This window comes from Massilia sp. LC238 (assembly GCF_000735635.1).
Lineage (GTDB): Bacteria > Pseudomonadota > Gammaproteobacteria > Burkholderiales > Burkholderiaceae_D > Telluria > Telluria varians.
On record NZ_JNNN01000083.1, the window covers coordinates 110311 to 123391 of the forward strand.

At 67.0% G+C, this 13081-nt stretch carries 10 protein-coding genes; 5 read left to right on the forward strand and 5 right to left on the reverse strand.

The window, feature by feature from the left end:
* Positions 1–79: 79 nt before the first annotated feature.
* Complete coding sequence (locus FG94_RS28510; protein ID WP_267872351.1) at positions 80–214, forward strand: hypothetical protein; 135 nt, start codon at positions 80–82, stop codon at positions 212–214.
* Positions 215–352: 138 nt separating this feature from the next.
* Here the strand turns inward: FG94_RS28510 and FG94_RS25355 are convergent, their stop codons facing one another.
* From FG94_RS25355 to FG94_RS25370, 4 genes are all read right to left on the reverse strand, one after another.
* A complete protein-coding gene (locus FG94_RS25355) occupies positions 353–1474 on the reverse strand; it encodes a metallophosphoesterase (RefSeq protein WP_036217526.1) in 1122 nt (373 codons plus the stop codon).
* 229 nt (positions 1475–1703) lie between these two features.
* Positions 1704–3065 (reverse strand): MFS transporter, encoded by a 1362-nt coding sequence (locus FG94_RS25360; RefSeq protein WP_051997110.1) that lies wholly within the window; start codon positions 3063–3065, stop codon positions 1704–1706.
* Complete coding sequence (locus FG94_RS25365; RefSeq protein WP_036217529.1) at positions 3052–4092, reverse strand: glucokinase; 1041 nt, start codon at positions 4090–4092, stop codon at positions 3052–3054. The genes FG94_RS25360 and FG94_RS25365 overlap by 14 nt, the downstream gene beginning before the upstream one ends.
* A 40-nt stretch (positions 4093–4132) precedes the next feature.
* Positions 4133–5467: a GH1 family beta-glucosidase gene (locus tag FG94_RS25370; RefSeq protein ID WP_036217531.1), complete on the reverse strand. Its 1335-nt coding sequence runs from the start codon at positions 5465–5467 to the stop codon at positions 4133–4135.
* Positions 5468–5677: 210 nt separating this feature from the next.
* Between FG94_RS25370 and FG94_RS25375 the strand changes: the two genes are divergently transcribed.
* Complete coding sequence (locus FG94_RS25375) at positions 5678–6691, forward strand: LacI family DNA-binding transcriptional regulator (RefSeq protein ID WP_036217534.1); 1014 nt, start codon at positions 5678–5680, stop codon at positions 6689–6691.
* 6 nt (positions 6692–6697) lie between these two features.
* Here the strand turns inward: FG94_RS25375 and FG94_RS25380 are convergent, their stop codons facing one another.
* The gene (locus FG94_RS25380; protein WP_051997111.1) at positions 6698–7840 is read right to left on the reverse strand and encodes an endo-1,4-beta-xylanase; all 1143 of its coding nucleotides are present in this window, start codon (positions 7838–7840) and stop codon (positions 6698–6700) included.
* Positions 7841–8027: 187 nt separating this feature from the next.
* Between FG94_RS25380 and FG94_RS25385 the strand changes: the two genes are divergently transcribed.
* The 3 genes from FG94_RS25385 to FG94_RS25395 all read left to right on the forward strand — a co-directional run bounded on the left by FG94_RS25385 (position 8028) and on the right by FG94_RS25395 (position 13077).
* Positions 8028–9176, forward strand: coding sequence for a LacI family DNA-binding transcriptional regulator (locus tag FG94_RS25385; protein WP_051997112.1), 1149 nt, complete (start codon positions 8028–8030; stop codon positions 9174–9176).
* A 291-nt stretch (positions 9177–9467) separates the two neighbouring features.
* Positions 9468–11873 carry a glycoside hydrolase family 3 N-terminal domain-containing protein gene (locus tag FG94_RS25390; protein WP_036217539.1) on the forward strand — a complete coding sequence of 802 codons (2406 nt, stop codon included), beginning with the start codon at positions 9468–9470 and terminating at the stop codon, positions 11871–11873.
* Between the two features lie 16 nt (positions 11874–11889).
* On the forward strand, positions 11890–13077 hold the full coding sequence (locus FG94_RS25395) for a fumarylacetoacetate hydrolase family protein (RefSeq protein WP_036217540.1): 1188 nt from the start codon (positions 11890–11892) through the stop codon (positions 13075–13077).
* Positions 13078–13081 lie beyond the last annotated feature (4 nt).

Consider the following 13081-nt stretch of genomic DNA (forward strand, 5'->3'; position numbering starts at 1 on the left):
ATCGATGAATATACGCTTATTTGGAGGCGTCGGTTTCATTCACAATGCCCGCGCTTTGTAGAAGTCCTGCGAGAGGTTCATGAAGACCTGGTACTTTGGCGTGTTGAGCAGATTATCACTGCACACCGTCACTCAAGGGGAAATCCCGGAGCTAGCCGGCGCTTTTATGCGCGAGATCGGCGAAAGTCTGTGTCAAGGCAAGGACCAAGCATAGTGAGCTCAGCCTGGAACGTCGCAAGATCGCCTAAATGTCCGCTTCGGGTCGAACGCAGTCTCTGCACTAGGAGAGAGGAGGATTCATCCGATGAAGTTCGCATGCGCGCTTAAACGAGCCTTTGCTGCCGCAACGCGCTCAAAACGCCTGACGCCGCAGCGTGATCCGCGTCAGCTCTGCAGGCACGCCAAGCCGAAGCGCGAAGCCCGGCCACAGCGCCGTGCCATTGTTCAGGTACAACGTCATGCCGTCGACCTCGTAGCGGCCCGAGACGAAGCCATTGTTCGCCCGAGCCACCACCCGATCGAGCCCGAGGATCATGCCGCCGTGCGTGTGGCCGGACAATTGCAGCGCGACGCCTCGGCTGGCCGAAAAGCGGGCATTCCTGGGCTGGTGGTCGAGCAGCACGACCGGCACGCCGCTTGGTGCGCCGCGCAGCGCCGCATCGAGGTCGGGCGCGGGAGCGCCGGTGCGCGCGGCAGTCACGTCGTTCACGCCGGCGAGCACCAGTTGGCCGCTACCTCGCTTGACGATGGTATGGCGATTGTCCAGAGGCCTCATGTTGAGCCCGGCAAAATACGCCATCCATGCGCTGTGGCCAAAAAAGTACTCGTGATTACCGGGAATGACCCAGACGCCGTCCCGGGCGCGCAAGTCACGCAGCGCGGCCACGTCGGCTTCGCGCTCCGCGACATTCCCATCGATGAGGTCACCGGTGATGACGATCAGGTCCGCCCCGAGCGCATTGGCATCATCGACGAGCTTGCGTGTCCATGCTGCATCGAACAGGCGACTGATGTGCAGGTCGGTCAGGTGCAGCACCCGATAACCGTCGAATTCGCGTGGCAAGTCCTTCACTGCAATCTCTACGTCCTTCAGCGGCGGCGGCTTGATCGCCTGCATGACGCCGAGCGCGGCCAGCAGCATGGCCGTGATGCCGATCGCGCCGCGCAGGCGCGCAGGGATGGGCACGCGGCGGCGCCGGACCAGTGCGAGCACCAATGCGCCAACATCGAGCACGAGCTGGAACACAGCCAGCAGCAACATGGCGCCAAACGCCCAGTTGAACAGGATGATGAGGGATTTCGGAAATTCCGGCGAAAAGACGCTGCCGGAAGAGAAGCGCGACCACAGGTGATACTGCGAGGCCAGCGCCAACAGCACCGCGCCAGCCAGCTTGGTGCGTCCGGCCAAGGGCAAGGGCAATAGCCAGCGTATCAGCACGACCACGCAGGGCAAACTGAACATCAGATGAAACATCAGCTGCGCTCCATTCGCATCGAGTTGCGGCTGGAGTCGGCCGGATTGCCGTGCGGGGGCGTGGTGGCGCCCCAAGATAGTGCGAGGTAAATACCCATCGTGCCTTGTGTCCGTGCTGTCGAACACGCGAGCATAACGTAGATTGCGTGAAGGCATGGGCACCGGAGTGATTCGGCACCGTTCGAAAGCAAAAAGACGGCCGGGCGCACGGGCCCGGCCGTTGCGCCACTCAGGCGGCGGGGTGGGGCGAACCGGCCGGCGGCACACCGTCCTCCTGCACGGCGGCGGCAGGCTGGCTGCCGTCATCGTGGTGGAAGGGCGCGAACCAGGTCGCCAGGAAGGACGGGATGGTCGCCACCATCACGAACGTGAAGTAAGCGACGTAGCCCATCATCTCCTGCAGGTGGCCGCTAACCACGCCCGTCACCATGCCGCACAGCCCCATCAGGCCGGTGCCGAAGGCATAGTGGGTGGTGGTGTACTTGCCCGGGGCCAGCTGCTGCATCAGGTAGATCATGAAGCCCACGGCGCCGAAGCCGAAGAAGAACTTCTCGATGACGACGCCGGCCGTGATGGCCAGCAGGCTGTCCGGCAGGTAGATGCTCATCAGGAGGAAGGTCACGTTCGGGATATTCACCGCGCAGCACAGCACGAACAGGGTCGACTTCAGGCCGCGCCGCGCCACGTACCAGCCGCCCAGCAGGGAGCCGAGCAGCACCGCGGCCAGGCCGTAGGTGCCGTAGATCAGGCCAAGCATCTCATTCGACAGTCCCAGCCCACCCTTGGAGGCCGGGTCGACCATGAAGAAGGGACCGATCTTCTCCAGGAAGCCGATGCTGAGCCGGAACAGGAAGGCGAAGGCGATCATCTTCCAGATGTCGCGCTTCTGGAACAGGGTGACGAAGGCATCCACCAGGATGCGGCCGGCGTCGCGTACGCTCGACGGCGTGTCCGCGGCGCGCGCCCCTTCCGGCATCGCGCGCGCGTGCCACAGCGCCATCAGGAGGGTCAGCCCGCCGACCAGGAAGAAGATGATGCGCCAGGACTCGACCCAGTCAAGGCCGAAGACCTTGGGATCGTGGCCGAACACGTTGCTGTGCAGGTAGCCGCTGAGGTACACCATGCCGCCCGCGGCGACGATCGGGCCGATGTTCCAGGATAGGCTCTGGATGCCGCAATACAGCGACTGGGCGCGCGCGTCGAGCGAGGTGACGTAGACGCCGTCGCTGGCGATGTCCTGGGTAGCGCCGATGAAGGACAGCGCGAAGAATGCCGCCATCAGGATGCCCATGTAGCCGGGCAGGCCCAATGCCAGGCCGACCCCGGCGAAACCGAGCCCGATCGCCACCTGCGCGCACAGCACGAAGAACTTCTTGGTGCGGTACATCTCCACGAACGGCGCGAACAGCGGCTTGATCGTATACGCCAGGATCAGGAGGCTGGAGTACTGCGCGGCCCGGCCGTTGTCCATGCCCAGGTTCTTGAACATGATGGCGGTGACGCTGGTGAGCATCACGTAACCTAGCGCCATCGTGAAGTAGCCGCTCGGCACCCACAGCAGCGGGTGGCGGCTGCGCTCAAGCGTGCCCATGCTGCACCTCCATCGCCGCTTGCGGCAAGCCGTGACCGGACGGACGCGCATCCAGGTGTTCCGCCAGCATCGCGGCGGCGCCACCCAGGGCCGGGTAGGGTGCATGGATCACGAAGCAGGGAATGCGCGCGGCAAAGCTTGAGAAGCGCCCCTTGTTCTCGAAGCGGGCGCGAAAAGGAGAGCGCGCGAACCATTCGCCCAGGCGCGGCACCACGCCGCCGCCGATGTAGATGCCGCCGCGCGCGCACAGGGTCACGGCGAGGTTGGCCGCCACGGTGCCGAGCATGCCGCAGAAGCTGTCGAGGGTATCGACGCACAGCGGATCGCTGCCATCGAGTGCCCGTTCGACGATGACGGCCGGCTCCAGCGGCGCGGGCTCGAGGCCGGCGCGTGCCCGCAGCGCATCGTGGATCAGCGCCAGGCCGGGCCCGGAGACCAGGCGTTCGGCCGAGACGTGGTCCCAGCGCTGCCAGCAGTAGGCCAGGATGTCCTGTTCGCGGCGGTCGGCGGGCGAGAAGGCCACGTGGCCGCCTTCGCTTTGCAGGACGGTCCAGCGCCCGTGCGCGGGCAGCAGGCCCGCCACCCCGAGGCCGGTGCCGGCGCCGACCAGGCCGATCGCGCCGTCCAGCGCCGGGGCGCCGCCGCCCACCTGCACCAGCTCCGAGGCGGCCAGCTGCGGCAGCGCCATCGCCAGCGCGGCGAAGTCGTTCACCGCCAGCAGCGTCTCCAGCCCCAGTTCGGCGCGCGCCGCCTGCAGCGAGAACTCCCAGCAGTGGTTGGTCATCTTGACATGGTCGCCTTCGACCGGGTTGGCGATGGCGATCACCGCATGGCGCACCGGCGCCGCGGGCGTGCGGTGGCGTTCCAGGTAGGCGCGCGCGGCGTCCTGGAAGCGCGGGTAGTCGGCGCAGGCCAGGGTCCCGGTCGCTTCGATCGAGCCCGGGCCGCGCTCCAGGGCGAAGCGTGCGTTGGTGTCGCCGATGTCGGCCACCAGGCGCGGTCCGTCCCGGTATTGTTCGTCGTTCATTGTCTCCTCCGTGTTTCTTTTTATTTGCCTGCCATGCGCGTCATGCCGCGCGGCGCTGCCCGCGCTGGGCCGCGACGAAGTCGCGGTACCAGTGGGCGCTGGCCTTCGGCGTGCGCTGCTGCGTAGCATAATCGACGTGGTAGATGCCGAAGCGCTTGGCGTAGCCCGAGTTCCACTCGAAATTGTCCATCAGGCTCCACATGAAATAGCCGCGCACGTCCACGCCGGCGTCCATGGCCGTCTTCAGGGCCGCCAGGTGCTGCTCGACGAAGCGGATCCGGACGCTATCGTTCACCTGGCCCGCCTCGACGCGGTCGGGCGAGGCCATGCCGTTCTCGGTGATGTAGATGGGTGGCAGAGTATATTCATCCTTGAGCTTGAGGAGAAGCTCGGTCAGGCCCTGCGGGTAGATTTCCCAGCCCATGTCGGTGGTTCCCAGCACGGCCGGCGCCGTGCGCGGCGGCGTCTCGGCGCTCGCGTAGTGGCGGAAGTAGTAGTTCACGCCCAGGAAGTCGAGCGGACCCTGGATGATGTCGAGGTCGCCCTCCGCGACCTGGGGCGCGTCGGCGCCGTGCGCGCGCAGCGCCAGTTCCGGGTAGCGGCCCTTCAGGATCGGGTCCATGAACCACTGCACCGAGCGCGCCCACTCCAGCTCCGCCAGCGCGCGGTCCGCCTCGCTGTCGGTGGCCGGGTCCGAGGTCCACTGGTTCAGCACGATGCCGAGCGCGGCGCGCGGACCCGAGGAGCGCATCGCGCGCATCGCCAGGCCATGCGAGAGCAGCAGGTGGTGCGATACCTGGATCGCCTGCCTGGCGTCGGTGACGCCGGGGGCGAACTGCGAATTGCCGTAACCCAGGTTGGCGGTGCACCAGGGTTCGTTGTGGGTCGCGATGCTGGCCAGGCGGTCGCCGAAGCGGCGCGCCACTTCCTCCGCATAGTCGGCGAAGCGGTAGGCGGTGTCGCGCGCGAGCCAGCCGCCCTCGTCCTGCAGGCCTTGCGGCAGGTCCCAATGGTACAGGGTCAGGTGCGGCGCGATGCCTTTTTCCTGCAGCGCATCGAGCAGGCGCGCGTAGAAATCGAAGCCCTTCTCGTTCCACGGGCCCTTGCCATCCGGCTGCACACGCGCCCAGGCCATCGAGAAGCGATAGGCATCCACGCCCAGGCCGGCCATCAGGCCGACGTCCTCGCGGTAGCGGTGGTAGTGGTCGCAGGCGACGTCGCCGTTGCTGCCGTCCTTGATGTTGGCGGGATTGCGCGAGAAGGTGTCCCAGATCGAGGGACCTTTTCCGTCGGCGTCGGCGGCGCCTTCGATCTGGAAGGCGCTGGTGGCGACGCCCCAGGTGAAATCGGGAGGGAATTGCGTGGAGTCGGTCATGGCGGATGGATGTGGAGGTTGGCGGCGAGGTCCGGCGCCATGCCTGCGCGGCGACTGCGAACCTGACTATGAAATCGATTTCATGATATGCGTGTGCCGCGGCGGGTGTCAACGACATTTTGGCGGGTAGTAGCGTCGTAGCTGATGCTATACTGGCAATTTTCCACCCCTGGCCGCGGCCCCGAGCTGCCGTTGCGGCCGAAAGCATGCATGAAAAAAGCATCCGACAAGCCGACGGCCACTGTCCATGAAGTCGCCCGCGTGGCCGGGGTGTCGGCGGCGACGGTGTCGCGCCTGCTGAACGGCACCGCCAAGGTCTCCGACGACAAGCGCCAGGCGATCGAACAGGCGATCGAACGCCTGAACTACAAGCCGAACGTGCTCGCCCAGAACCTCAAGACCGGCAGCTCGCGCACCATCGGCATCCTGACTCAGTCGCTGGCCTCGGGCTATTTTGCCGACGCCATGGCCGGCGTCGACGAAGCGCTGCAGGGCACCGGTTATGCGCCGCTGATCGTGTCCGGCCACTGGCATGCGGACGAAGAGGCGGAGCGGATCGAGCTCCTGATCGCGCGCCGGGTGGACGGCCTGGTGATCCTGAGCGGGAACCTGAAGGACGAGCAGATCCTGGCCTTGTCCGAGCAAGTGCCGATCGTCGCCTTCGGACGCGACCTGCAGGGCCCGCGCACCTATGGCTTCTGCCTGGATAACTACCGCGGCGCCTGCGACGCGGTCGAGCACCTGGTGGAACACGGCCACCGCGATATCGCCTTCATCGCAGGTCCCTCCGAGCACCGCGATGCGCTGGCGCGCCTGGCGGGTTACCGCGACACGCTGGCGAAGCACGGCATCAAGCCACAGCGCAAGCTGGTGCTGCCCGGCGACTTTTCCGAGTCCGGCGGGCTGCAGGCGGTCGAGCGTCTGCTCGCATCCGGCCAGCGCTTCACGGCCATCTTCGCGGCCAACGACCTGACCGCCTATGGCGCCCGGCTGGCCCTGTTCCGGCGCGGCATCGCGGTGCCGGACGAGGTGTCCGTGGTCGGCTTCGACGACCTGCACAGCTCGATGTACACGACGCCTCCCTTGACGACGGTGCGCCAGCCGCTGTTCGAGGTCGGCCAGCGGCTGGGACGGGCGATCCTGCGGATGATCCGCCAGCAGCCGCTCGAGCTCGAAGTGCCGGAACCGACGCTGGTGGTGCGCGAGTCGGTTCGGGCAATCTAGCTCGCTTTAGGCCTGGCGATCCGGCATGGCCCGCATGGCGTCCGCGATCGCCTGGCGCAGCGGCTTGGCGCGCAGCTGCGCGTCGTAGGGGAGGGGACGCTGCGCCAGCTTGTCCTTGCGCGGCGCCTCGTCCCAGGTCTGCAGCCAGCTGATGTGGTCGGCCATGCCCCACAGCAGGAAGTCTTTCAGGCGCGGATAGGAAAGCGTCACGTCGAGGAATTCGCGCGCGGCGGCGGCCACGCCGGCGTCGCGCTTGGCGATGTCGGCCGGCAGGGCGCGGTCGTTGACGTCGAACTCGGTGATCAACAGGTCGTAGCCCATGGCGGTGGCTTCGTCCAGGAATTTGCGCCATTCCAGCATGTCTTCGCGGCCGCGCTTCTTGCTCTCGTCCCAGGAGCCGATGTGGGCCTGCAGGCCGAGCGCATGGACCGGGGTGCCGCGCTTTTTCAGTTCGGCCAGCATGGCCAGCACGCCGGCGCGGTGCTTGGCGCTGCCCGAGTCTTCGCGCATGTAGTCGTTGTAGACCAGCTGGGCGTGCGGTGCATATTCCTGGGCCAGGCGGAACGCCAGGTCGATCTGCTCGATGGCGCCGCTGGAGCCGGGGAATGCGCGGGTCAGGGCGTTCTGGCGCATCTTGCCGTCGGTATGGTCGACTGCTTCGTTGACCACGTCCCAGCTGCCGATTCGCTTGCCGTAGTGTTCGCATACGGTCTTGACGTGCTTGCGCATCAGGGCTTCGGCGCGCGCGCTGCCCTTACCGAAATCTTCTTTCGCGATCCAGCCTGGCAGCCATTTCTCGGCCTGCCAGAACAGGTTATGGCCGCGCATCGCCATGCCGCTCTTCTCGGCCCAGGCCAGCATCGCGTCGGCCGGCCCGAAGCGGTAGGCGTCGCGCGCCGGCTCGAGCGCCTGCCACTTCATCTCGTTCTCGGCCACGATGATGTTGCACTCGCGTTCCACCAGGGCGCGGTAGGCCGCGTTGCCGAACTGGTTCGCGCCGGCGCCTACCGCGGTGCCGAAGCGCAGGCCCTTGCGCTTCGCGATGTCTTTGAGGGCCTCGCCTTCAGGGGCGGCTGCCAGTGCGGGGAAGCCCGCCGGCAGAAGGGCGGCGCCGGCCAGGGCCTGCAGCATGGTGCGTCGTGTCGTCATGTGGTTTGGGTCTCCATGTTGTAATCGTGTCCGCGAATGTTAGCGCAAACTTTCCGCGATTGAAATCGATTTCGGAGCACCTGCGGTTTTTATGGTGACGCAGGCAGGGACACGTTTACGCGTTTGCGAATGTGTTAAGATAGCGCAAACAACAGGGTTGAAAGTCCATACAGGGGTCTGCGAGAACATGAGTAAAGCCAACGTGAAAGCCATCCAGGAAGACGTGGAGCGTCGCGGCCAGCCGACCATGGCCGACGTCGCCAAGCTGGCCGGCGTCTCGCCGATGACGGTGTCGCGCGTCATGAACGGCAAGGGTCTGGTGCGCGAGAGCACGCGGCGCAAGGTCGCCGAGGCGGTCGCCGCCCTGAACTACACGCCCAACCAGGAGGCGCGCAACCTGGCCGGATCCAAGCCGATCCGGGTCGGATTCCTGTACAGTAACCCGAGCGCCGCCTACCTCAGCGAATTCCTGGTCGGCCTGCTCAGCCAGTCCGGCCTGAACAACGTCCAGCTGTTCGTCGAGAAGTGCGAAGCCGGGCAGCACGAGGAAGAGCAGACCCGGCGCCTGATCGGCAACGGGCTGGACGGCATCATCCTGCCGCCGCCGCTGTGCGACAGCGAAGCCGTGATCGCGTGCGTGGCCGAGGCCGACATCCCGGCCGTGGTAGTGGCCTGCGGTTCGCCGGACGAGCGCGTGGGCGCCGTCAGCATCGACGACTACGATGCCGCCTACCGGATGACGCGCCACCTGATCGCCCTCGGCCACCAGCGCATCGGCTTCATCGTCGGCCACCCGAACCAGACCGCCAGCGGACGCCGCCTGGCGGGCTACCGCGCCGCCATCGAAGAGAAGGGCGCCGACAAGGCCGAAGACCTGGTGGTGCAGGGCATGTTCACCTACCGCTCGGGCCTGGATGCGGCGGAACACCTGCTGGCCCTCGAGGAGCGTCCGACCGCGATCTTCGCCAGCAACGACGACATGGCCGCGGCCGCGGTCGCGGTCGCGCACCGCCTGGGCCTGGACGTGCCGGGCGACCTGACCGTCACCGGCTTCGACGACTCGGCCCTGGCCACCACCATCTGGCCCGAACTGACCACCGTGCGCCAGCCGATCGCCGAGATGGCGCGCGAGGCCGTGCAGTCGCTGGTGCGGCGCGTGCGCGCACTGCGCGAGGGCGAAGAGGCGCCGCCGGAACGCGTGCCGATGGTATTCGAACTGGTACGCCGCCAGTCGGACGCCGCCCCGCGCACCAGGCCGCCGGCGCGGCTTCCTTCCGTCAAGGCCGGCGCCAAGGCCGCACCTTCGGGTGCGCGCCGCGTCCAGGCAACACGCTGAGCTACGCGCGGCTGATTCCGCGCTCGTTCTCGTCCCCGCAGCGCGCCGTGCCGGCGCGCCAGCGGCACCCTTCCTCTTCCCCCGACATCCCCGCCCCGAGGCCACTCCGGCCAGGTTCCCATCGCCTTTCGTCGCGCTCGCTGAACATTCGGCAAGTATTTGATTGACAGCTGATAATACCGCCGTTTAGACTGGAATGGTTGCGGTAACATTTCTGTTATACGAATGTTTGAATGCACTCACCCGCCATCCACGAGCGGGACATAACAACAAGCAGCGGAGACGACATCGATGGGTATCAAACGCAGGGAGTTCCTGGCCTCGGTAGGGAGCATGGCTGGCATGGCAGGCCTGGGCAGCGTCCCGGCCCTCGCCGCAGCAGCGCCCAAGGGCGGGCAGGGCGGCGTACCGTTGTACAAGCAGGCCGGCGCACCGGTCGATGCGCGGGTCGAAGACCTGCTGCGGCGCATGACGCTGGAAGAGAAGATCGTCCAGATGCAATGCCTGTGGCAAAAGAAGCCGGGCGTGCAAAATCCAGATAGCAGCTTCTCGATCGAGAAGGCGCAAGCCGCCTACCCGAACGGCATGGGCATGCTGGCGCGCCCGTCCGACCGCCTGCTGGGCCGGGACGCCAACGTGGCCGGCAATTCGGGTGCGACCGAAAACCGCGGCCCGCGCGAGACCGCCGAGTATGTGAACGCGGTGCAGAAATGGGCGGTGGAACGCACCCGCCTGGGCATTCCGGTCCTGATGCACGAGGAAGCGCTGCACGGCTACACGGCGCGCGAGGCGACCTGCTTCCCGCAGGCGATCGGCCTGGCCTCCAGCTTCGACCCGCTTCTCGTGACGCAAGTGTTTTCGGTCGCGGCGCGCGAGATGCGTGCGCGCGGCGCCAACCTGGCGCTGGCGCCGGTGGTCGACGTGGCGCGCGATCCGCGCTGGGGCCGCATCGAGGAAACCTATGGCGAAGACCCGCACCTGTGCGGCGTGATCGGCAAGGCGGCCGTGATCGGCTTCTCGGGCGAGACCCTGCCGCTGGCGGCCGACAAGGTGCACGCGACGCTCAAGCACATGACCGGCCACGGCCAGCCCGAGAGCGGCACCAATATCGGCCCGGCCAATGTCGGCGAGCGCACCCTGCGCGAAGACTTTTTCCCGCCGTTCGAGAAGATCGTCAAGGAAACCAATATCGCGGCCGTGATGCCCTCGTATAACGAGATCGATGGCCTGCCTTCGCACGCCAACCGCTGGCTGCTAACCGACGTGCTGCGCAAGGAATGGGGCTTCAAGGGCGCCACCGTGGCCGACTACATGGCCGTGATCGAACTGGTTTCGCGCCACAAGCTGGCCGCTACCGGCAAGGAAGCGGCGCTGCGCGCGGTCAAGGCCGGTGTCGACGTCGAGACCCCGGATCCGGCGGGCTACCTGAGCCTGGCGGAGCTGGTGCGCGAGAACAAAATTTCGCTCAAGGAGATCGATGCCGCGGTGCGCCGCGTGCTGAGGCTGAAGTTCGACGCGGGACTGTTCGAGAACCCGTATGCCGATGCGGCCCGCGCCGACGCGCTGACCGCCACCCCGGACGCGATCGAACTGGCGCGCGAGGCGGCCCGCCGCAGCGCCGTGCTGCTGAAGAACGACAAGGGCCTGCTGCCGCTGCAGCCGAACCGGGTCGGCAAGATGCTGCTGCTCGGCACCCACGCAAAGGATACCCCGATCGGCGGCTATTCCGATATTCCGCGCCACGTGGTCTCGATCCACGAGGCGCTGGAGAAGGAAGCGCGCGCCCAGGGCTTCTCGTTCGACTACCGCGAGGGCGTGCGCCTGACCGAACAGCGCATCTGGGGCAAGGACGAGATCGAATTCACCAAGCCGGAAGTCAACGCGCGCCTGATCCAGGATGCCGTGGAAGCCGCCAAGTCGGCCGACACCATCGTCATGGTCCTGGGCGACAACGAGATGACCGCGCGCGAAGCCTGGGCCGACCACCACCTGGGCGACCGCATCACGCTGGACCTGCTCGGCCAGCAGAACGACCTGGCGCGCGCCATCTTTGCGCTGAACAAACCGACCGTGGTGCTGCTGAACGGCCGTCCGCTGTCGGCCAAGCTGCTGGCCGAACGCGCCGACGCCTTGCTCGAATGCTGGTACCTGGGCCAGGAAACCGGCCATGCCGTGGCCGACCTGCTGTTCGGCCGCGCCAATCCGGGCGGCAAGCTGCCGGTCACGATCGCGCGCGACCCGGGCCAGCTGCCGATGTACTACAACCGCAAGCCGAGCACCCGGCGCGGCTACATCGACGGCGTGACCACGCCCTTGTTCCCGTTCGGCTACGGCCTGTCGTATACCCGTTTCGAGATCTCGGCCCCGCGCCTGACCCAGGCGCGCATCCGGGTGAACGGCAGCACCCGGGTCCAGGTGGACGTGCGCAACGTGGGCCCGCTGCGCGGCGACGAGGTCGTGCAGCTGTATATCCGCGACGACGTCAGCTCGGTGACCCGGCCGCTGCTGGAGCTGAAGGGCTTCCAGCGCGTCACGCTCGAGCCGGGCGCAAGCCGTACCCTGGAATTCGACATCAAGCCGAGCGACCTGTGGTTCTTCAACGCCGACATGAAGCGCGTCGTCGAACCGGGCACGTTCAGCATCTTCGTGGGACCGAACAGCGTCGACCTCAAGAAGGCGACCCTCACCGTGGCATAAGGAAAAGAGAAAGATCATGACACAAGAAACCAATCTGCTGCCCGCCGACCTGAACGACGCATTGCTGGTCGGCCGCGTCTGGCGCGGCGCGCCAGTCGACGGCCCCGCCGTGGTGGCGGTACGCCGCGGCCGCCTGGTCGACATCACCCGGCACGCCGCCACGGTGGCCGAGCTGTTCGAGCGCGACGACATGCTGGCCGTCGTACGCGGCGCCGAAGGCGAAGACCTGGGCGACGCGCTGGCGCTGGTGCAGGCCGCAAGCAGCGGGGAAGCCGACGGCGGCATCAGGCTGCTCGCCCCCTGCGACCTGCAGGCGATCAAGGCATGCGGCGTGACCTTCGCGGTCAGCCTGCTGGAACGCGTGATCGAAGAGCAGGCCAAGGGCGATCCCGGGCGCGCCGGCGAACTGCGCGCCCAGCTGCAGGCCTCGATCGGCACTAACCTGTCGCAGATCGAGCCCGGCTCCGAGGCCGCCCTGCGCCTGAAGGACGAGTTGTCCAGCCGCGGCCTGTGGTCGCAGTACATGGAAGTGGGCATCGGGCCGTATGCCGAAGTGTTCACCAAGTCGCAGCCGATGTCGGCGGTCGGCCACGGCGCGGAGGTCGGCCTGCACCCGGCATCCCACTGGAACAACCCGGAACCGGAAATCGTGCTGGCCGTGAACAGCCGCGGGCTGGTGGTCGGCGGCACGCTCGGCAACGATGTCAACCTGCGCGACATCGAGGGCCGCAGCGCTCTGCTCCTGGGCAAAGCCAAGGACAACAACGGTTCCTGCGCGATCGGCCCCTTCATCCGCCTGTTCGACGGCGGCTTCTCGCTCGACACCCTGCGCGAAGCCGAAGTGGGCATGCTGATCGAAGGCCTGGATGACGGCTTCAGCTTGGCGGGCCACAGCCGTATGCGCGAGATCAGCCGCGACCCGCTCGACCTGGTCGGCCAGACCTGCGGCGCCCACCACCAGTATCCGGACGGCTTCATGCTCTTCCTCGGCACGATGTTCTCGCCGATCAAGGACCGCGACGCGCCGGGCAAAGGCTTCACCCACCACCTCGGGGATCGCGTCAGCATCTCCACGCCCTCGCTCGGCACGCTGGTCAACACGGTCCAGCGCAGCGACGGCATCGAACCCTGGACCTTCGGCGTACGGGCCCTCTACAACAACCTGGCGCGGCGCGGCCTGCTGGCCGCAGCCGGCGGCCGATAGGACG